At 35.7% G+C, this 20,416-nt stretch carries 19 protein-coding genes and 1 tRNA gene; 11 read left to right on the top strand and 9 right to left on the bottom strand.

Annotation, left to right across the window (positions count from 1 at the left end; genetic code table 11):
- Positions 1-32 precede the first annotated feature (32 nt).
- Positions 33-755, top strand: coding sequence for a HEAT repeat domain-containing protein (locus NZ579_03605; protein MCS7299036.1), 723 nt, complete (start codon positions 33-35; stop codon positions 753-755).
- 76 nt (positions 756-831) lie between these two features.
- On the opposite strand, the gene NZ579_03610 is transcribed toward NZ579_03605, so the two are convergent.
- Genes NZ579_03610 through NZ579_03625 form a run of 4 tightly spaced genes read right to left on the bottom strand, consistent with a single transcriptional unit; the run spans position 832 to position 3,658 of the window.
- The gene (locus NZ579_03610; GenBank protein MCS7299037.1) at positions 832-1,995 is read right to left on the bottom strand and encodes an exonuclease SbcCD subunit D; all 1,164 of its coding nucleotides are present in this window, start codon (positions 1,993-1,995) and stop codon (positions 832-834) included.
- A 2-nt stretch (positions 1,996-1,997) separates the two neighbouring features.
- Positions 1,998-2,723: a polyprenol monophosphomannose synthase gene (locus NZ579_03615; GenBank protein MCS7299038.1), complete on the bottom strand. Its 726-nt coding sequence runs from the start codon at positions 2,721-2,723 to the stop codon at positions 1,998-2,000.
- Positions 2,720-3,319 carry a V-type ATP synthase subunit E gene (locus NZ579_03620; protein ID MCS7299039.1) on the bottom strand — a complete coding sequence of 200 codons (600 nt, stop codon included), beginning with the start codon at positions 3,317-3,319 and terminating at the stop codon, positions 2,720-2,722. Before NZ579_03620 ends, NZ579_03615 begins: the two co-directional genes overlap by 4 nt.
- A 9-nt stretch (positions 3,320-3,328) precedes the next feature.
- Positions 3,329-3,658 carry a hypothetical protein gene (locus tag NZ579_03625; GenBank protein MCS7299040.1) on the bottom strand — a complete coding sequence of 110 codons (330 nt, stop codon included), beginning with the start codon at positions 3,656-3,658 and terminating at the stop codon, positions 3,329-3,331.
- 107 nt (positions 3,659-3,765) lie between these two features.
- On the opposite strand from NZ579_03625, the gene NZ579_03630 reads away from it, so the two are divergent.
- Positions 3,766-3,918 (top strand): hypothetical protein, encoded by a 153-nt coding sequence (locus NZ579_03630; protein ID MCS7299041.1) that lies wholly within the window; start codon positions 3,766-3,768, stop codon positions 3,916-3,918.
- A gap of 89 nt (positions 3,919-4,007) precedes the next feature.
- Complete coding sequence (locus tag NZ579_03635) at positions 4,008-4,718, top strand: hypothetical protein (protein ID MCS7299042.1); 711 nt, start codon at positions 4,008-4,010, stop codon at positions 4,716-4,718.
- Here NZ579_03635 and NZ579_03640 read toward each other — a convergent pair.
- The gene (locus NZ579_03640) at positions 4,701-5,771 is read right to left on the bottom strand and encodes a hypothetical protein (protein MCS7299043.1); all 1,071 of its coding nucleotides are present in this window, start codon (positions 5,769-5,771) and stop codon (positions 4,701-4,703) included. The two genes, NZ579_03635 and NZ579_03640, sit on opposite strands and share 18 nt — an antisense overlap.
- A 115-nt stretch (positions 5,772-5,886) precedes the next feature.
- On the opposite strand from NZ579_03640, the gene NZ579_03645 reads away from it, so the two are divergent.
- Positions 5,887-5,961: transfer RNA gene (locus NZ579_03645), tRNA-Asp, on the top strand.
- A 42-nt stretch (positions 5,962-6,003) separates the two neighbouring features.
- Entirely contained in the window at positions 6,004-6,924 is a 921-nt protein-coding gene (gene argF / locus NZ579_03650) for an ornithine carbamoyltransferase (protein MCS7299044.1), read from the top strand.
- On the opposite strand, the gene NZ579_03655 is transcribed toward argF, so the two are convergent.
- Positions 6,921-9,332 carry a PBP1A family penicillin-binding protein gene (locus NZ579_03655; protein MCS7299045.1) on the bottom strand — a complete coding sequence of 804 codons (2,412 nt, stop codon included), beginning with the start codon at positions 9,330-9,332 and terminating at the stop codon, positions 6,921-6,923. The genes argF and NZ579_03655 overlap by 4 nt on opposite strands.
- Positions 9,333-9,542: 210 nt before the next feature.
- Here NZ579_03655 and clpX point away from each other — a divergent pair, with 210 nt between their 5' ends.
- A complete protein-coding gene (gene clpX, locus NZ579_03660) occupies positions 9,543-10,829 on the top strand; it encodes an ATP-dependent Clp protease ATP-binding subunit ClpX (protein ID MCS7299046.1) in 1,287 nt (428 codons plus the stop codon).
- 10 nt (positions 10,830-10,839) lie between these two features.
- Positions 10,840-11,688 carry an FAD-dependent thymidylate synthase gene (thyX, locus tag NZ579_03665; protein ID MCS7299047.1) on the top strand — a complete coding sequence of 283 codons (849 nt, stop codon included), beginning with the start codon at positions 10,840-10,842 and terminating at the stop codon, positions 11,686-11,688.
- Between the two features lie 316 nt (positions 11,689-12,004).
- On the opposite strand, the gene NZ579_03670 is transcribed toward thyX, so the two are convergent.
- Complete coding sequence (locus tag NZ579_03670) at positions 12,005-14,497, bottom strand: alpha-amylase family glycosyl hydrolase (GenBank protein MCS7299048.1); 2,493 nt, start codon at positions 14,495-14,497, stop codon at positions 12,005-12,007.
- A 119-nt stretch (positions 14,498-14,616) separates the two neighbouring features.
- Entirely contained in the window at positions 14,617-15,513 is an 897-nt protein-coding gene (gene dapA, locus NZ579_03675; protein MCS7299049.1) for a 4-hydroxy-tetrahydrodipicolinate synthase, read from the bottom strand.
- A 130-nt stretch (positions 15,514-15,643) separates the two neighbouring features.
- Between dapA and NZ579_03680 the strand changes: the two genes are divergently transcribed.
- Both NZ579_03680 and NZ579_03685 read left to right on the top strand, forming a co-directional pair.
- Positions 15,644-16,684, top strand: a complete 1,041-nt coding sequence (locus tag NZ579_03680) for a tetratricopeptide repeat protein (GenBank protein MCS7299050.1) — start codon at positions 15,644-15,646, stop codon at positions 16,682-16,684.
- A gap of 8 nt (positions 16,685-16,692) precedes the next feature.
- Positions 16,693-17,898 carry a hypothetical protein gene (locus NZ579_03685; protein MCS7299051.1) on the top strand — a complete coding sequence of 402 codons (1,206 nt, stop codon included), beginning with the start codon at positions 16,693-16,695 and terminating at the stop codon, positions 17,896-17,898.
- Here NZ579_03685 and NZ579_03690 read toward each other — a convergent pair.
- Positions 17,895-18,407 carry a hypothetical protein gene (locus NZ579_03690; GenBank protein MCS7299052.1) on the bottom strand — a complete coding sequence of 171 codons (513 nt, stop codon included), beginning with the start codon at positions 18,405-18,407 and terminating at the stop codon, positions 17,895-17,897. The genes NZ579_03685 and NZ579_03690 overlap by 4 nt on opposite strands.
- A gap of 61 nt (positions 18,408-18,468) precedes the next feature.
- On the opposite strand from NZ579_03690, the gene rplI reads away from it, so the two are divergent.
- Together rplI and ppcA are read left to right on the top strand one after the other, a co-directional pair.
- On the top strand, positions 18,469-18,933 hold the full coding sequence (rplI, locus tag NZ579_03695) for a 50S ribosomal protein L9 (protein MCS7299053.1): 465 nt from the start codon (positions 18,469-18,471) through the stop codon (positions 18,931-18,933).
- A complete protein-coding gene (gene ppcA, locus NZ579_03700; protein MCS7299054.1) occupies positions 18,914-20,407 on the top strand; it encodes a phosphoenolpyruvate carboxylase in 1,494 nt (497 codons plus the stop codon). Before rplI ends, ppcA begins: the two co-directional genes overlap by 20 nt.
- The last annotated feature ends 9 nt before the right edge of the window (positions 20,408-20,416 follow it).

Genomic DNA, 20,416 nt, shown 5'->3' on the forward strand with positions numbered 1-20,416 from the left:
TTATAAATAATTTTATATATGAGAGGATAGTTATGAAACAGATTGCTGGTTTAGTTATCAGATACTTTGTATTAGTCGGATTAGCTTTCTATTCAGACTACGCATATTCAGTTCATAATTACCCAGAAAAGAAGGATTTAGAAAAATATTTTAATAGCCTACCAATTAACGAAAGTTCAGTTGATGAACTATGTAATGCTGCTATGAACAGTGATGATGAGACTGTAAAGATTCTAGCAATAAGAAGACTAGGTGATATGTTTGAGAAAGGTGCAAAAAACTCGTTGTCTGAAAAAACTTATAAAAAGGCTGTTAATACACTAATAGCCGGTCTTGAGGAAGGAAACGACAGAATAGTTAGGATAGGAGGTAGGCAAGTTAATCCATTCTGGGAGGTTAGATCTGCCTCTGCTGATGCTATCGCTAAACTCAAAGACCCTTCAACAATTCCCAATATGATAAAAGCGCTGAGATACGACACAGATCCTGTAGTCAGAAGAAGTGTTGCACTAGGGCTTGGAAAGATGAAGGCTAAGGAAGCAGTCCCGGCATTAATAGACGTATTGGAAACAACTCCAGATCAGGGTTTGGCAGGTGATATAGTTAAGGCATTAGGAGAAATAGGCGATAGAAAAGCATTCGGAGCACTCATAAAGGTCATTCGTGGAAACTTTATGCCAAAGGTTAAAGAGATGGCCCAAGAGTCTCTAGAAAAGATCCAATGGGCTGAAGAACCTGAAGAAATCATAAGATAAAACAATACATATTTCTACAGTCAGCAAAAACTAAAGTCTTAGAACTATCTGATTCTTCGTTTTTGGATACAGACTTTTAAATACTAGGGTTGGTACTGTAAAACCCCCTGCTTTTTATCTCATCGTATATCTTTCTTAGTTCTTCTATTTCATCCTCTTTAAGATCCTTTTTATTGTCCTTACAGTACGCTTTGAAGGTTTCTATGGGATCACCAATCATATCCTCATATTGTTTAACATTAGTATGACTATGGATCGTATGAGTTTCTTTGACTAATACTAGGTTAGTTATCCTATTCTTGAGTTCCTCAACTAGACTTGTACCTACTTCATTCTTAAGAACAATTTTTACAAAGTCTTGAGTTCCCTCTTTGTATTTTTCTAACAATTCCTCAACACAGTTTCTATCACAAGCATCAAACTTTCTAAACTCTCTCACCTGATCTATCTTAAGAAACTTAGTTTTCACACCTTCACTTTCCAAACTTACTATTACAACTCCTTTCTCTTGTCCTGCTTCACCGAAATCTATCTGAACTATACCACCAGAGTAGCATATTTTATCTTTAACTATCTCTTGATACTTGTGTATGTGTCCTAGCGCCCAGTATCTAACTTTGTTAAAGTAAGCCAGCTTTTGTATTGAGAATAGTTTCAAAACCTTATCATCGTATTTTATCTCCGTTTCAGAATATTTTACGCCTTCTAGTGTATCGTGTGAGAATAAAATCACTTCAGAACCTGTTCTCTCCAAAAGTTGTCCTAGTATATTTTCAAAAATCTCTTGGTATCTTTTTGAATACCTATACCTAGGCACAAAAGGTATCCCTATAAACGAAATTCCGTCAACATCACATACGAGGTTTGACAAACCATTCTCTATTTGAATACCTAAGTAGAAATGTTTGAACCTTTGAGAACCTCTGACACTAAAGAACCTTGAAAAGACACTTACTGTATCAACCTTCTCCATACTATCGTGATTCCCAGATATTACGAAAAGATACTTCCCTAAATCACCACATATACTAGCGATAAAATTGTAGAATATCTTTTCAGCCTGATACGATGGTGTTGGATTATCAAATATATCTCCTGCTATTATGACAACATCTATATTCTCTTTTTCAACTATTTCTATAATCTTCTTAACTACCTTATCCTGTTCTTCACTTCTATCAAGCCCTATATGCGGAACTCTTGTTCCTAAATGCCAATCTGCAGTATGTAATATCCTCACAGTTATATCCTCCCAAGCATCTTATCTATCCGCAGTTTGATGCACATAAATATTGCCTCAAAAATTATATTTTTGTTCATTTTACTTACACCCTTCTCACGCTCTCTAAATATAATAGGTATCTCGGTTATTCTAAAACCTTTGACATAAGACCTAAACTTTAGTTCTATTTGGAATGCATATCCATTTGACTGAATTTTGTCTAGATCTATGGTTTTCAAAACTTCTGCTCTGTAGCCGTTGAAACCACCTGTCATATCCGTAAGTTTGAGGCCCGTTACTAACCTCGCATAGAGAGTGCCTATTTGACTTATTACAAGCCTTTTAAGATCCCAATTTAAAACTCTTATACCGTTCAAATACCTAGAACCTACTACTACATCATATTCCTGTAAATATTTGTAGAAATTTGGTATCTCACTTGGATCGTGCGATAAATCCGCATCCATTTCAAGTAAGAAACCATATCCTCTATTTAATCCCCACTTGAAACCCTCAACATAAGCACTACCTAACCCCTTTTTCCTCTCCCTAACAATTATATTAACACGGCCATTCTCCTTAAAATTCTCCTTCACAACTTCAGCAGTCCTATCAGGTGAATTGTCATCAACTATCAGTATATCTGCTTTGTCAAAAGAGTCAAGTGTCAAGTTTATCAATTTTACAACGTTTTCTGCTTCGTTATAGGTAGGTGTAACAACAAGTATCCTGTCATGATTACTCATACCCTGACCTTCGGTAAAGCCTTGTAGATGTTGTTAAGTATTTCCGAATTAAACATCTTAATTATTCTATCTAACGAGGAGTCAATGCTTATCTTACCTTGCTTGACGATAACCCCACCATCAATGATGCCTTCGTAAAGTTCTAAATTGAACCCCAATTCTTTGAGTTTTTTCTTAACATCCTCTCCATAGATTTGAATGTCTCTTTTGGATAGAACTACAACTGTTCCATCCACAGATGATAGCATAGACAATGACTTTGTAATTACGCTAATAATAATGTCTATGTAATTGCTCATTGATAATATTCTCTCCTTTACTAACTTAACAACCTCATCATAAAGTTCATCAACGACCTTACTTATGGTTTCATTCAAGTGCTTATTCGCTTCTGAATCTATTGATAACTTTTCAAGAGTTAGTCTTCTGTTGTATTCATCCGTCAGAGATTTCATCTTTATTTCAAATTCATCATCTATTCTAGACTTGGCATCTTTAAGAATGCTTTCTCTTTCGGATTTTGCATTCTGAATTATTTGTGAAATCTCCTTTTCAACTTCGTTTTTAACAACATCCACTATCTTATCAATGGACATATATACCTCCTACAATCTTATGCCTATAGTCTCTCTAATTATTCTCTTTATCATAGACTCATAGTCTTCATAACTGTCTATATTATATATAGGATCCACCTCAACGATAGAAGGTCTGCTGTTTGTAAGTATAAAGTCTTCAAGGTCTCTCTTGATCTTTGAGGATATGTTCTTTGAAATAAGAACCGAGAAAATGTTTTTATTCTTCTTGATTTCATAGATCTCTGACATAACTCTATCAGAAAGATTTGAGTCATTAGGATTAACTTGTATGGTCAAAACACCTAGAAACTTAAACACCTCTGAAGTATGTTTATCAAATATCCCTACTATCTTCATAACTAGGATTATTTTCAATGAAATTTCCATTTGTTTTCAATTGAAATTGAGCCTTTTCAAAAAATTTAGGTGCTCCTATTACATTAGGAATACTTTCGTATAGAAAAGTGAGAGAAGTTGTAAAGAGAAAACTGATAGCAGATACCCAAACCACAAACATACACCACTTTTTGAAGGATTTTGTGATGTTTGAAGAGAACAAGAATAAAGATTTTGTATTTTTGGTTTTTTACTACACTTGCCGAGAGGTATTTATTTAGGATCACAAGTACTCATAAGCGTTATATACATCTTTTGAACATATTTGAAAAAAGTTGATAGAAATCAAAACTTTTCTTAAACTATTGATATGATTGATTTTAAGAAAATTGACCTTAACAACATACAAATTCCACCATCAATTCTTGTAGGTTCTGTTACAGGTTTGTTAATAGGTTTAACAGTTGGTATAGTGAACGGAGGAGCATTAATTGAAGTAATATTCAGGTCTCTCTTGAGTGCAATCATACTTGGTGGTGTATTATTTGGAATAGAGCAATTATTAAGAAGATTTGCATCGGAGATTTTTGAACAACCTAGCAGGAGTAATAGTGTGAATATTAGGGAAGAAGACGATGATATTTCTATATCCGATATATATTCAGATAAATCTAATGAAGTTGAGGCTAATGAGGATATGAATTACGGTATTACCGAGCCAGAATACCAAGAAAACGATAATAGCATAAGTTCATCTATGGACTTTTCTGAAAGTAATGTATTCGGTGAGTTTTCTAGCACAGACGAAGATGTTAATATAGGTAAGATTACAGATGATACTTCAAACTATAGAGATGAAATTATTGAAGGAGGATTTTCCAGTTTCAATTACGAGGGTGAGGATAAAGGATATTACAAACCAAATTACCAAGACTTGTCATCGGCGGAGCTAGGTGTAACAAAGCAATCTAAAGTAGGTGTAACAGAGGACTTCATAATCCTATCTAAGGGTAAGCCAATACCTAGAGATCCCAAGAAGATGGCTGAAGCTATAAGAACCAAACTAAAGGAAGAGAAGTAAAATCAGAACTGTAGCTACGCCTACACCTATCAATAGTATGTTTACAATCCAAAATACCATAGATACATCCTTCTCTCTTTCCACAGTATCTTCTTCAAACTGACTTCGGTCAGAGTAATCTTGGGGTGGAGTTTTTTGGATATCAAGGCTAACATAAGTTGTATCAACCTTTTCAGGAAGTATAACACTTTTAGTCCTTATCTTAACATCTTTTTTTATTATAAAACTACCCAAAAATCCTGGTCCAATCTCAACATCAAATAGCAGTCTATCATTTTCTAACTCTTGAACCGCAACCACTCTGCCAAGTGTTATACCATCACCTTTGACAAAAGATCTTGATACCTCATCAGTATCATTAATTTTCACATATATTTCATTTCCAGCTCTGATTGAACCAGCAGTGATACCATCAATCGGAGACAAGATTGGTTGTATTGAAATGTCAGATATTGAGATAGTTGTTAATGCTTTCTCATCATCCAAAAATCTCAGACTTTCTGGCATTTCAATTTTCGCATCCTTAAGAAACTTATAAAAATTAAAAACATCAGTTCTATCGATTGAGAACCTAACAATTGTGTTAGGGTCTCCAAAAACTAGAGGGACATAAGTATATAAAAACCTTTTTATATCTAGTTGCGTCTTGTCTTCAGACAGAACTTTTATCAATGTCTGAACAAACTTTGCGTCAGATAACAATAACTTTTCCGCCTTTGCTGATAAGTCTGGATCTATCTGTAAGGTTCTATACTCACTAGAAACCTTTGATATTATATCAAACCAGTTCATTTCTATGTTGATCTTGGTTATTTCAGGAGAGACTGATATGTAAGCCCTTACTAGATCTACCTTTTTCGCTTTCAAATTAACGAACACAAGAGCAATACCAGAGTAAAGAGAAAAAGAAAATTTTAATTTCACTACTGGGATGTCCTTTTTCAGTGAATTCAAAACCATGTAAATTCTTTCAACATCGCCCTGAAAGTGCGATAATAAGAAGTTAGCTATCTTTTCAGGGATACCTCTACTAACAAGGTCTTCAGTTCTCATATCATAAATTTTATGTGACTAAATGGAAGTTTTCAATAATCTTGGAAGATGTTCCCTAACCTTCATGTTTTATTGAAAGTTCAAAAGCAAGTTCTATAAAATAATTCAACATACTGGGGTTGTAGCTCAGCCTGGTCAGAGCGCCGGTCTGTCACACCGGAGGCCGCGGGTTCAAGTCCCGTCAACCCCGATCCATTTTACTTTACTTCTGTTGCTAACGAAAATTCACTGTATGAACAAAGATTTCGTTTCTTCCAATGACATATCCCCTGACGAAATACAAAAAGTATTTTCACTTTCAGCAAGGTTAAAAAAAAATCGCCTACTCTACAAAAACTTAATTTCAAACAAAACGATAATAATGATATTTGACAAACCATCAACCAGGACAAAAATATCTTTTTTCGTCGGGATAAAGGAACTTGGTGGTGAAGTTGTATCTCTAAACTCCTCTGAACTTCAGATAGGAAGAGGAGAAACGATAGAAGATACTGCCAGAACATTGTCAAGGTATGCTCACGGTATCATAATAAGAACATTTGAACAAAAAACTGTTGAATTGCTGGCAAAAAACTTTAGATACCCTGTTATAAACGCTCTGACAAACCATGAACACCCGTGTCAGGCTATATCTGATGCCTTCACAATATATGAGAAGTTTGGGAATTTTAACCTTAAATTATCCTTTTTAGGGGACTTTAATAATGTTGCATACTCACTATTCATAATCCTAGCAAAACTCAAAATAAAAGAATTATGTTTCTCAGGACCTGAGAAGATGTTTGACAAGGATTTTGAGAACAAAATAAAGACTATCTCTGAAGGTAAAACAAACTTCTACTACGAAAATGACCCAAAGAAGGCAGTAAAATCTGCAGATATAATATACACCGATGTGTGGGTTAGTATGGGTTTTGAAGATAAGGAGAAAGACAAGGAAAGTAAGATGTATCCATACCAAGTTAATTCTGAACTTATATCTTTAACTGGTAAGAACACACTCTTCATGCACTGTCTCCCAGCTAAAAGAGGAAAGGAAGTTAGCGACGATGTTATAGACTCCAGTGCTTCAATAGTTTTTGATCAAGCGGAGAACAGGTTACACACTCAAAAGGCACTTATGGTTTTACTATACAAAGACAAAGATTTCTAAAACTTAAGATAGTCATCCCTAAAATCGCTAAAATCATCGCTTTTAAGAAAATCTTTGTCCTTCTTTTCCTCAAACTTTAGAATATCCTCATCTTTGGTTTTTGCATAATCTTTGAGGTGTATATCACACTTATCGGTAGGTTCCGTCCCTGTAAGGAAGTATTCAACTCTTACCTTATTACACAAAGGTGTTGCTAGCTTGCCTGACTCTTCACAGATTTCAGCTGAAGATATACCTGATTGATAAGGTATATCAATACTTGGAACAGTCCTGTTTCTGTATATATCTCTCATATACTCCCCAAAAGCCGGAGCGGCAATCCTACCTCCTACCATACCTCGCCCCATTGATATAGTAGATTTATCAAAACCATACCATATTGCCGTTACAAGTCCATCACCTGTAAAACCTATGAACCATGCATCTCTCCAATAAGAAGTTGTCCCCGTTTTCCCTGCAACATCACCGTAGAAGCCAACAGACCTTACCATAGCACCTGTCCCCCTATTTACAGCATCTCTCATCATTGACGTTACTATGAAAGCGGTTTGAGGAGATATTACCTGAACAGGCGATCTATCAATCTCCTTTGTCAAATCTCTCACGACTCTACCATACTTATCTTCTATTCTTAGTATCATCACTGGTTGAACCCTCGTTCCACCTCTCGGGAATACTGTTGTTGCAACAGCGAGTTCAAGTGGAGACACTTCAACTATACCCAACGCTGATGCCATGCTACTTACAAATTTAACAGTATCTTCATCAGACAGGTCAAAAAACTTTTTTGTATAATTTCTCAAAATTCCAAGTCCTATCCTATCTAGAACTTTGACACTTACAATGTTGAGAGAGAGTCTCAAAGCATCGCGTAGTGTAACTTGTCCAACATAATCTCCTTCATAGTTCTTAGGCGACCATACTCTACCCGCAAACCTATACTCAATAGGTTCATCAACAAATGCAGTTGCCGATGTTATCAACTTTGCATCAATACCGGCAGAGTAAAGAAATGGCTTGAATGTTGAACCAAGCTGTCTCTTTGCTTGAATGGCTCTGTTAAACCTATTTAGCGGTGAAAACTCGCTACCACCTACCATAGCTTCAACATATCCGTTCTTTGAGTCTATGCTAACAAGAGCACACTCAATCCTATTCTCTTTTACCTTTGTCTCTGATATACTCAAAAATAGACTCTGCGAATTAGCTCTTATCTTCTCTGAACCATACATCTCTGAGATTAAAAAAGTTATATAATAGAGATCCTTCAAACTCTTCTTCGTTTCCATAATCCTACTTGATGTTTTTACTTTGAGTATAGGGATCAATTCACTGATACTCCATATCAGGTCAACATAGTGTTGGTTTGCCCTTATTGCTTGTGAAGTTATTTCTTCATAACCTCTCTGAGCTATGTCTCTGTATTTGAGGACATATTTTTCTGCCGCTATCTGTTTATCAAGGTCAATTGTGGTATATACTCTATAGCCAGATTTATACACCGCTTCATCTCCAAACATTTTTGCAATAACCTGCCTCACATACTCAACAAAGAACGGTGCTACCTGCTGGTTATTAACCACATTTAGTTTAAGAGTATCAACCCTTGGTAGATATTTACTCCAGAATTCTGAATACAACCTATCAACTTCACTTTCTGATACAAACCCCAAAGATGCCATTCTTTTCAAGACTAGGTATTGACGCTTCTGAGCATTCGGAACATTGACAAAAGGCGAATACAAATGTGGTCCTTTAGGTATTGCAGCAAGTAACGCAGCCTCTGCTACATCAAGACTACTAACACTCTTACCAAAGTATATTCTAGACGCTGTTTCTACACCATATGCCCCATATCCAAAATATATCTGATTAAGATATATCTCCATTATCTCCTGTTTTGAATATTCCTTCTCTATCTGGAGTGCATACCACATTTCAACGATCTTTCTGAATATATTTCTATCACCCGATGTATATATTCTTTTCGCCAACTGTTGTGTTATCGTGCTAGCACCCTCTCTTATCCTTCCCGAAAGTATATTCTTTATCATAGCCTTTACAATTCTTGGAATACTTATACCTCTATGGTAAAAGAAATCCTCATCTTCTACTGCTATGAATGCGTTTATAACATTTCTTGATATCTGATTGAATGATACAGGAATCCTTCTCTCAACAAACAATTCGGATATTAGCCTTCCATTACGATCATATACTCTTGTTGGTTCAGGTATAGCAAGGTATCTTAGATTCTTAACATCATCAGGATTGTAGAGAGAAATTATAAGAATACCAAAAAATACACCCGAGAATATAGAGAATATAACAAATGATATAACAATAAATACCACGAGTTTCTTAAGTGTTATATTAGGTAGGAAGAGCGAAACGATTCTCCTTATCATAAAGGACCCCAACGCTAAAAATAGTATAAATCAGATCTAATCTCGGAATAAAGAAAACAATAAATTTCAGAATAGTCAAAATCAATAAGTTCGCAAAACAAACAGATTTAGATAGAAGTTTACAAATGCTAAATCTTATATTTGTGCTGTCTAACCGAAATTGAATTACAGGTGTTATATAGTTATAATTTATTAAACAGGAGACATAGTATGCCAAAAGATAAGAAGAAAGAGGAAAGCAATCTTACTTGTTCATTCTGTGGCAAAACATCAGATACGATAAGGATAATAAAAGGCGAGAATGCTAACATATGCGAGGAATGTATAAAAGTATGTAATTTCATACTTGAAAATGAAAGCAAAACCGTTACACCAACCAAGATAATAAAAAGATTATATAAACCAGTTGAGATAAAGAAGATCTTGGACCAATACATCGTAGGACAGGATCATGCGAAGAAAATTCTATCCGTTGCGGTTTATAATCACTACAAAAGGCTTATATCCGAGGAGATAGGCTTCAGTGGTGATGTTGAGATTGAGAAGAGTAATATAATGATGATAGGACCTACCGGTAGTGGCAAAACTTATATGGCTAGGATACTAGCAAAGATTCTTGATGTCCCCTTTGCGATAGCAGATGCAACTACACTGACCGAGGCAGGATATGTCGGAGATGATGTTGAGAATGTTCTTTTAAGACTCATCCTGAATGCCGGTAACGGTGAGATAACAGATGAAGCGATAGAAAAAGCACAAATGGGGATAGTGTATATAGACGAGATTGATAAAATCTCAAGGAAGAGTGAAAGTCCTTCAATCACAAGAGATGTATCAGGTGAAGGCGTCCAGCAAGCACTACTCAAACTTATGGAAGGAACGATAGCATCCGTTCCTCCACAAGGAGGAAGAAAACATCCTAACCAAAAACCGATATATGTTGATACAAAGAATATTCTCTTCATTGTCGGAGGGGCATTCGTAGGTCTTGAAGATATAATAATGAAAAGGCTTGGTAAGAATAAGATAGGTTTTGTGAATGAGGGCAGGAAGGAGAAAGTTCAAACAGAAAATATTTTCACACAAGTTTTACCAGAGGATTTAATAAAGTATGGAATGATACCAGAATTCGTGGGAAGAACACCAGTGATTGCAGTATTCAACGAACTCACAGAAGAAGAACTTAAAAAGATACTTATAGAACCTAAAAATGCAATCGTAAAACAGTATCAGAAGATGTTTGAGTATGAGGGCGTTGACCTGACTTTTACTGAAGATGCACTTGATGAAATTGTTAAACTTGCGAAAGAAAGGAAAACAGGTGCTAGAGCCCTAAGAAGCATAATAGAAGACATAATGTTAAACATCATGTTTGAGGTGCCATCAATAGAAGGTATTAAGGAATGTATAGTTGATAAAGAAGTCGTAGCAGAAAAGAAATATCCGAAACTCATTTACTACAAGGATGAGCCAAAATCCAAAGCAAAGTCTGCATAGGAGATGTTAGATGGAAGTAAAACTTATTGACTACTCCGCAGGACCTATAGAAAAACTCTACGCAGCATTTAGAACTTGTTATTCACAGAAGACACCTATTGAGATTTGGAATGAGATAAACTCAGGTGCTATACCGAAGGATAAGATAAAAACCTTCATTGAGGAGAGGCTTAAAACCGGTCATGCTTCACCGCTTGAGCAAGTTGTATTTTGGTTCGCAGTGGCAGGAATATCAAGGAGTTGCTCTCATCAACTCGTAAGACACCACATAGGGATAAGTTTTGAACAGCAATCCCAAAGGTATGTCAAATACAAAGAGGATACACTAGAATACGTTACTCCTAACACAATAAAGTCAAACAAAGAAGTTTATGAGAGATACCAAAAAGTGCTTAAGGATATAAGCGACTTTTACAGATTTGCTCTTGATAGCGGAATACCGGCAGAAGATGCAAGGTTCATACTTCCTAACGCAACTCCGACAAATTTTCACATACTCGTGAATTTCAGAGAATTACAACATATAGCCGATTTGAGACTTTGTACAAGAGCACAGTGGGAGATACGACAACTTGTCGCAAAAATGCGCAGTGAAATAATGAAAGTTATCCCAGAATTAGGAAAGTATCTCCAGCCAAAGTGTGGAGAATACAGACTGGGCTATTGCGATGAAGAATACAAAGAGTATGTGAAATGTCCTATTTCAAAGGTAAGACCTCACAAGGATGACCTCTTTAGGATTTACAACGACTATGTAAAATCAAAACAAACTGAAAAGTCTGAAGCGAAGCCTTTATCTGAAGAACACTTTAATATAATTGAGGAGCGAGCATACCCAAATGAGAATGAGTTGTATTAGGTAGATCATCAAAATTCCAAAATTTAGCATCAGTTTCTAGAGGTCTAGGAAAGGTATAATCCTACAGATTTTAATGTTATCTCCTAGAAGTGTCTAAGACCGCTTTCTGTATCCTTGCTTTTTTAAAATTCTATGAGCGATTTACTAGATATTCTATGAGAGATTATCTGAAGCCTTAATTTTCACTTATATGATGACATGTTAGTATCTGAGAAGTTTCGCGAGGAGTCTAATTCTTACTTACTACTATGACTAAAACAAGGATTAAGATTCTCTCTAATCTATAACCCAGTCGCTTAAAAAATTTATCCAATCTTCACTTTATTGTGTAGGTAGCGTAGTCGTCAAGTATTGTGAGTGAATTATAGTTTGGATTAGGTAGAGGACCTGATGTTCCACCTGTTGTTGAGTTGTTAGCATTATTAAACGGTATAGCACAGTAAGCAGTCGCGGGGTAATTGTCTCCCGAAAAGAAAGCAAATATCTTTATCTGATCGTTCAAATTTAGACTTAAATAACTTAGAGGTAGAGATATCTCCACGAACTTGGTTGAAGAATTAGCAGACAGTAATCCACCTACCGCTGAGTTTGTTATGTAGTAGTATGAACCATTAGCCCATACCACATATGCGTTAGTAAAGTGAAAATAACCGTTTGGGGGTGCATACATGTGTATGAATAAATCGTAAAAAAGATTATTTGTCAGTACTACATTCTTCGCTAACCACGTAGTTAATACATTCGTATTTGTGAAAGATCTTGAGTTTAGATTAGTAGTTGGTGAGTCTATTGCTATATATAATGTATTTCCATAACCTCCTGCTACATTCACAGTTTCAAACGCTATGTAGATATTCGTTTGGTCGTTAGTGACATAAAGTCCCAGAAACCCTCCGAAGTCCCAACCTTTCGTTTCCGTTGTCGTGTTTGTCACAGAACCTGCTATTTTACAGTTGTTCCATATTGATTCCTTGTATCCATCCATCTGTATCCAACTAGATGAATTATTTGTGTCAGTATTACCTAATAAGAATACATAAGCGTTGTAAGTTGACGATATAGTGAGACCACTACCAGATAGGTTAACATTAATACTTTTCGGAGAGGATGAAAAGTTTGCTACTACAAGTATTGACTCATTCGTTCCTATCCTCATATATGCCATAACTTGAGAGTCTGAAGTTGATAGTAGTTTGAAATCACCTCTTCTTAGAGATGGGAAGAATCTTCTTATATTGATGAGCTTCTTGTAATGGTTAAGCAGGGAATTTGGATCATTCAATTGATACGCAACATTGTATGGGTTAATATTATTTGCTAACTGTGTCCAAGGTGTTCCTGTTGTGAATCCTCCTTTTGATGTAGCATCCCAGTGCATAGGTGTTCTTTTGTCTATGTCTTCGCTATGTGTTCCTCTCCTTTTCATTCCTATTTCAGAACCATAATATACATATGGTGTTCCTGGGAATGTAAGAAGTAGAACAGCGGATAGGTACTGTTCATTCCAACCACCACCAAACTGGTCTGCCCATCGCCCGTGATTGAAGAATACATCATCGTGATTATCCAAAAATGGAGCAAAGAATTTCCAAGGAACGGAAGAAGGTTTAGTATTTATCATATTAACAAGACTAGATGGTTCTTGATTTATTATTGACTGTCTTACCGAATAAGCAAAATCAAAACTGAAGCAAGTGTCAAGTCTATTGTGATAACCAGATACAATTGAGTTATTCTCCCAAACTTCACCAACAGTATAGAAGTTACTTTTAAGAGTTTTCATATAGTTATTGTATGCTTGTAGGAATTGCTTTGTTGGTAGTGTATCTCTTTGTCCTGGTCCAGGTCCTGTTTCAATTAGATACCTTACCGCATCAAGCCTATATCCGTCAACTCCTTTTGCCAACCAGTTTGAGCCAATCTTCAGTAGTTCATTGGAAACAGCAGGATTGAGTATGTTAAGGTCTGGCATACCATCCCAGAACGCTCCGTAATATCTCATTCCTCTTGTTGGGTTCCAGTGCCAGACATTACTAGCAGAACCACCACCCCAAGCATACCCCCATCCACTCAAAGATGACAACGAAACATTAGTCCAGACATACCAATTTGCCTTATCACCGTTATTGGCAGAGTTTATAAACCAAGGGTGAGAGGAACTTGTATGATTTAGAACCATATCAAGTATTATTCTAACTCCTTTTTGATGTGCTTGTTGTAGGAGATTGTTGAATGATGTCAAGTTTCCATAGTCTGACTCTATTGAATAATAGTCAGTAGCATCATACCCATGGTATGATGGAGACTCAAATATAGGCAGGAACCATATAGCGTTAAAACCAATATTTGTTATATAATCCAATTTACTTATTACACCGTTAAGGTCTCCATTCCCATCTCCATTAGAATCATAAAAACTTCTTACGAATATCTGATAAACTACAGCATCAAGATACCAAGAAGGATCAGTATCAACAGAACCCGGTGAACCTAGATTGGATATGAGTATAACTTTAGCTTCATAAGGCGCTAAACTCACAGGGTAGCTTGAAAAGTTTGCAGTGGTCACAGTTGTATATTCAATAGTAGGCACAGATAAAACCACTGGTATGTTGTTTACATCATGATGCCCACTAGACCCCTGATTATTGTTGTTATTGTTTGTATTGGTGATATTGTTTGTTTGTCCTGTTTGTTGTTGACTACTATTATTTTGCTGACTAACTTGAGCAGTATTACAAGAGACTACTGATAGTATTAGAATTAAGATAGTTGATAAAGTTAATACCATTAAGTTAAACGACCTCATATGATACCTCCTAAATAATGTAATATATTACAATATAATTCTATAACGAAAATCAAGAATTCAACAAAAAATATTAATTAAGTTATCCAAGAAATCCAGAAAAATTATCAGCAGATAACCTAAACATTTATCTTAAAACCGTATTTGACTAACGCATCTTTGAGTTTTTGTGTGTTTTGTTCTGAAAGTTCTGTTAGAGGTAATCTTAGACTCCCGTCTTTTATGATGCCTACTAGTTCTAGAGCTTTCTTTATTGGTATAGGGTTAGTTTCTAGGAATAAGACTCTGTTTAGTATCTGAAGTTTTTTGTCAATCTCTTCGGCTTTCTTCACATCTCCCGATAGGTAAGAGTTTATCATATCTGACATATCTTTTGGAACAATGTTTGCGGTGACCGATATAGCACCAACCCCTCCGATTTTCAGTATAGCAAGGTTTATACCATCATCTCCAGATATAAGGGCAAAATCAGGTTTGTCAACATACTCAAGTATATCCATACACTGCTTTATGTTTCCTGAAGCTTCCTTTATTCCTATAACATTCGGATTTCTTTTCACAATCTCTGCTAGAGTCTGTGGTTCAATGTTTATTACCGTTCTACTCGGGACATTATATGCAACTATTGGAAATCCTCCCGTCTCTTTTGAAACTGCGGTAAAGTGTTCTATTAACCCTCTTTGAGTAGGTTTGTTATAGTATGGTGCTATAACGAGTGCTGCGTCAGCACCTACTCTCTTTGCTTCGTTAGTGAAATAGATTGTTTCATAGGTAGAGTTTGTTCCAGTTCCTGCTAGAACAGGAACTCGCTTGTTAACTTTTTTGACAACGAATTCAATTACTTTGATGTGCTCTTCATAATTTAGAGTAGGAGACTCCCCAGTAGTACCGCAAGGAACTATAACATCCGTCTTGTTGTTAAGGTGGAAATCAACCAAATACTCAAGTGTCTCCCAATCAATATCTCCCCCCCTCTTAAAAGGAGTAACCAGAGCAACCATTGACCCTTTTAACATAAAACGACCTCCAATACGAAAAGAATATAAAGTAGTCATTCGTATTAAATCAAGAAAAATCCGATGAATATCAATGAATTTTGAAAATCCGACAAAAAGTCATCATAATATTGTATGAAATGAAGATTTTATGAAGATACTGAATGTAAAGTTTTTTGTAATACTAACATTAATACTCCTAGGTGGTTGTTACAATATCTTTTCCCCCCTTTTTCAAGATCCGGCAAATCAAGATCTGAATACTATAAGTGATATAAACTTCTTGAACGATATGGGAGACTACTACTCCGACCTTGGTGATTACATAACTGCTAAAAAGTTCTACCAAAGAGCATTAGCGATAAATCCCAACAGTTCAAGAGCACTAATAGGTGTAGCAAACTGTGAGATCTTCTTAGTAATATCTAGAACGAATATTCTAGGCTTCTATAATGAAATAGCATCTAGCGACTTTCCAGAATCAAACTACTCTGATTTCATTGATAAGTTTGTAACGAATAGTAAATATTACTCTGCTATTAGGGTTGTAAGTGCTAACCTAGGTAAAATCATATCAGGTAATTCTGATAACCCGAATTTAACAAATGATATAAACCTTCATTTTAATTTCAGTGTTTTCAACAAGTTAAATGGTTTCTTGCTTGCCCTTGACTCAGACAACAGCGGAGAGATAACATCTAACGATACAATTTATAACTTCCTCAAGAGAATGACAATCTCTTTTGATGATCCAATGATAATCAACGATTATATCTTCTTTGGAGATGCTATAGATAGTGCTATGAAGACATTTTTCCGCGAAGGTAACAAAAGCATAAAATCTCTAGTCTTCATAACCAACACTTTGAAATCAGGTGAGAATGCCATAGAGACACAACTTTTAAATACCTTTATATCAATAGATATTCAAATAACGAATGTCTATACTAACTTTCTGAGATATCACAACTTTCACAAGCAAATGTTTAATAGAATAGTGTTTCTTCTAACTAATAACGGGATCCCTCTAGTGTATGCTACTAACATAGAAAGACTTACTAATGCTCTCTCCATAAGCAACTATGCCGTATTTGATAATGAAACTATAACCAATATACTCACAACAAATAATAGTGATGCTTGGAGTATTTTAACAAACTATCTGAATCTAAACGCTCTCACTAATCCTTAGGAGGCATTATGAAAAATGGATTACTAGGTTTAGCAACGGTAATATTTTTCGCAATAGTATGTCAACACGCATTTTCTCAAGATGTAAGGTATGATATTGACTCTCCTCTTCCAACTACAAGGCAACTAGCATATGGTAATGCCAGGCTACTTTATCCTTTTGATGCACTTTCATTTCTGGAAAATCCTTCTATTCTTTCCTACACCAAGAAGAATAATTTTTTTCTAACCAAAATTTCGTTTTATAGTGGAGCAAGAGGTGGATATCTCTATGAAGCTCTCAATCTATCTTCATATAACCTAAACCCTACTCAATGGTCTGGATTTGATTGGACATCACTTTACAACTATTTTTTGAAAGACCCTTATGGTATCCTTCTTAATGCTGACCCTCAAGCAGGGATATTCGGTCCCCTAACCATAGGATACGTAGGTAATGGTATAGGAATAGTGTTGTATAATGATTTTTACTCAAGTTTAGATCTAAAACAATCCCCAGGACTACCATACCTTGAAGTAAAGTCCTTCGCTGAAATAGGTGCTTCATTTGGGTTCAGCACATTTTTTGAGATAGAAAAATTTTACACACTCCACACAGGTATATCTCTATCTTACTCCAAACGATACAAATCACCGTTCTTCTATGGTGCAAGTGTGCTAGAGGTTATGAATTACTACCAATCCATCTTGAATAAAACATACGAATACGATTCTGGTGACTCCATTTGGGGTGATATAGGCATAATTCTTGATGATGGTCAATATCTAAAGTATGCTCTTACTCTCAACAATTTCTTTGGTAGAACTTTCTTCTGGAATAGAATAGCGTTTGATAATGGAAACGAAACCGCAAAAGGCTTGAAATACATAAGCTACATACCACCATCATTATCCTTTGGATTCATGTTCCATCTTGAGAAAATACCTTATATACCTACATTCCTGTTTGATAACTTCATGATTGAGATAAATGTAAATGATATATTCAACTTTGGAGAGTTTTGGTTTAAGAAGTTCAATCTGGGGTCGGAGATATCTGTTCTAAAGATATTCAGAATACGAGGAGGGCTCAACCAAGGTTATTTAACTTTCGGATTAGGGATTGATATAAACTATCTGGTTATAGATTTGTCGTTCAATCAATACGAGAAAGGAGTATTACCAGGACAACAACCTATTCAAGTTTTGTCAGCATCTGTGGAAATAAAAATCTAGTGTTTCTTACATACATAATCAGCAACACAATAAGCAGCAAATGACTGAGGCTTAAATACAGGCTTAAACCCTTGTGCTGACACATAACCAAAAGCTTCCTTTATCAATGAACTTGATATATGTGATGATGAAGTGTTTATATCAAGATGGACTTCTATAACCCTATCAGGAATGAGAGAATATATCATAATAGCAACCTCAACTGCTTTATAGACTTCCATCATTATCCTCTGTCTCAGAGAACTTATTCTAGGTGTTTTATCAACCTTCACAAAAACATTAGCACCTCTTGACCTGTCGTGATGAATAACAACTACAGTAGCAAATACACAGTGATCTTTTCTCTGAGAGGAGTCACAACCAATATATATACCCGTATGCAACGAGGTTTGACTTATCATATCAACTATTTCTTCTATATCCAAGTTACGAAACATCTGGAATGTATTATCAAAAAACACCAGACCTGTTTCAACAAAAAATACCAAACTCTTGACAAACTTCAGCATTTATAAATTGCAAAAGGTTTGTAAAGACTTCTAAAATTTTTGACATTCTTCTGGAGGTTCTATGAAAGTTATATTACTAAAGGATGTGAAAGGGCTTGGGAAACTAGGCGAGATAAAGGAAGTTTCAGATGGATACGCTAGGAACTACCTAATGAGGAATAAATTCGCTCTTGAAGCCACTGATAGTAATATTAGGTTTGTCAAGTCTCAGATAAAAGCGCTAGAAAAGAAGAATGAGAGAAAGTTAGAAGATGCAAAAGAGATCAAGGAAGCAGTTGAGAGTATAAGAGTGATAATCAAAGCAAAGGCTGGCGAAAGTGGAAGACTGTTTGGGTCTATCACTTCGGATAATATTGCAACAGCCTTGAAGGAACAACACAACATTGAACTAGATAAAAAGAACATAGAGATAGAAGAACCTATAAAACTTGTTGGAGATTATGTTGTGAATGTAAAACTTGGAATGAATATAACGGCAAAGTTAAGAATATCTGTGGAGGGAACTGATGAACAGAAAGATACCTAGAACGATGTCAACTCAACACCCCGACAACGCCAATGTTCCATTCTTTTCAAACAGTCCTATTCTTCAAGGAGAGGATGAGATCAAAGAAGCATACTACGCATTTTCATACCTAGGTGTGCATGAGGTGATGTGGGATGTTGAAGGGAAAGAAACGGACGAGTTTGTAATTAGAAAGTTGGTTTCGGACTATTCTGATTTCTTTAAGACCAACATAATAGGTAGAGATGTGTTCATAACGCTGAGAGTTCCTAATCCAGATTACGAAAAAGGAGAAGGAAAACTTCTCATAGAGACACTTGAAAGCATTCCAAGATCCTACGATACATCTCAGGTATTCTACAAAGATCCTAGCATCGTTCCTATATTTGAAGTAATTGTCCCAATGGCTGATATAGAAACTATAAACAAGGTTTATTACTATTACAAAAATATCGTTGTTGGAAAGGAAGATAAAATCTTTTCTGATACTAACCCCGATCTCAAGCTAAAGGACTGGATAGGAGAATTCAATCCTAAAAGGATAAATGTTATACCACTATTTGAGGATATCAACCAGATTATCTCCTGCGATCAAGCAGTAAAGAAATTTCTAGAAAACAAACTGGATGAGATAGAATACCAGAGAGTTTTTATAGCAAGGTCAGATCCTGCAATGAATGATTCTTCCTTGAGTGTTGTAATAGCAATAAAACTAGCACTAGAAAAACTCTATGAACTACAGAAAAATATTGGAGTAGAAATTTATCCAATACTTGGTTGCGGAGCAGCACCATTCAGAGGCAACTTTTCACCAAGAACATACAGATTTGTTTTAGACAACTATCCAAGCGTTGCTACCTTCACCATACAATCGGCGTTCAAATACGACTATCCTATAAGGGATGTTCAAAGAGCAGTAGAAAATATCAATCTAACCCCTATTAAAACACCTGACTACCTGAGTAGTAAAGACAGACTTATAAGTATAATGAAAAAAAGTTCCGAAACATATCGTAGGCAATTACTGGAAATAGCCCCGATAGTTAACAATCTTGCTGTTTTCGTTCCTAGAAGAAGAGCAAGAAAGATGCATGTAGGATTGTTTGGATACTCAAGACAGATAGATGAAGGTGTAACTCTACCTAGAGTAATATCCTTCTGCGCTGTCTTATACTCTCTAGGACTTCCACCAGATATTCTCGGACTGAGTTCTCTAACAGAGGAGGATATGAAGTATGTTGAGATAGTCTTCCCTAGATTCAAAGAAAAGATATCTGAAACTCTTTCAATGTGGAACGAGGATGTATTGGACCTTCTTCCAGCTTCTATCAGAACTGAAATTAAGGATACCGTTAAAAGGTTCAATTTCACTCCTAACAAGGATCACCTTGAATTCTCAAAGGATCTAGTTAAAAGAATAAAAGATAATAAACTGGATACTAAGATTACCGACTTGATAGTAAGTGCTGCTAAAATCAGAAACTTCTTAGGCTAGAAGACTGTT

Source organism: Spirochaetota bacterium, assembly GCA_025061835.1.
Classification (GTDB): Bacteria; Spirochaetota; Brevinematia; order DTOW01; family DTOW01; genus SKYB106.

Excerpts from the sequence above, each read along its gene's own strand:
- NZ579_03605 (MCS7299036.1), top strand. The coding sequence starts at position 33 with ATGAAACAGATTGCTGGTTTAGTTATCAGATACTTTGTATTAGTCGGA.
- NZ579_03615 (MCS7299038.1), bottom strand. The coding sequence starts at position 2,723 with ATGAGTAATCATGACAGGATACTTGTTGTTACACCTACCTATAACGAA.
- NZ579_03620 (MCS7299039.1), bottom strand. The coding sequence starts at position 3,319 with ATGTCCATTGATAAGATAGTGGATGTTGTTAAAAACGAAGTTGAAAAG.
- NZ579_03625 (MCS7299040.1), bottom strand. The coding sequence starts at position 3,658 with ATGAAGATAGTAGGGATATTTGATAAACATACTTCAGAGGTGTTTAAG.
- NZ579_03635 (MCS7299042.1), top strand. The coding sequence starts at position 4,008 with ATGATTGATTTTAAGAAAATTGACCTTAACAACATACAAATTCCACCA.
- NZ579_03640 (MCS7299043.1), bottom strand. The coding sequence starts at position 5,771 with ATGAGAACTGAAGACCTTGTTAGTAGAGGTATCCCTGAAAAGATAGCT.
- argF (MCS7299044.1), top strand. The coding sequence starts at position 6,004 with ATGAACAAAGATTTCGTTTCTTCCAATGACATATCCCCTGACGAAATA.
- NZ579_03655 (MCS7299045.1), bottom strand. The coding sequence starts at position 9,332 with ATGATAAGGAGAATCGTTTCGCTCTTCCTACCTAATATAACACTTAAG.
- clpX (MCS7299046.1), top strand. The coding sequence starts at position 9,543 with ATGCCAAAAGATAAGAAGAAAGAGGAAAGCAATCTTACTTGTTCATTC.
- thyX (MCS7299047.1), top strand. The coding sequence starts at position 10,840 with ATGGAAGTAAAACTTATTGACTACTCCGCAGGACCTATAGAAAAACTC.
- NZ579_03670 (MCS7299048.1), bottom strand. The coding sequence starts at position 14,497 with ATGAGGTCGTTTAACTTAATGGTATTAACTTTATCAACTATCTTAATT.
- dapA (MCS7299049.1), bottom strand. The coding sequence starts at position 15,513 with ATGTTAAAAGGGTCAATGGTTGCTCTGGTTACTCCTTTTAAGAGGGGG.
- NZ579_03680 (MCS7299050.1), top strand. The coding sequence starts at position 15,644 with ATGAAGATACTGAATGTAAAGTTTTTTGTAATACTAACATTAATACTC.
- NZ579_03685 (MCS7299051.1), top strand. The coding sequence starts at position 16,693 with ATGAAAAATGGATTACTAGGTTTAGCAACGGTAATATTTTTCGCAATA.
- NZ579_03690 (MCS7299052.1), bottom strand. The coding sequence starts at position 18,407 with ATGCTGAAGTTTGTCAAGAGTTTGGTATTTTTTGTTGAAACAGGTCTG.
- rplI (MCS7299053.1), top strand. The coding sequence starts at position 18,469 with ATGAAAGTTATATTACTAAAGGATGTGAAAGGGCTTGGGAAACTAGGC.
- ppcA (MCS7299054.1), top strand. The coding sequence starts at position 18,914 with ATGAACAGAAAGATACCTAGAACGATGTCAACTCAACACCCCGACAAC.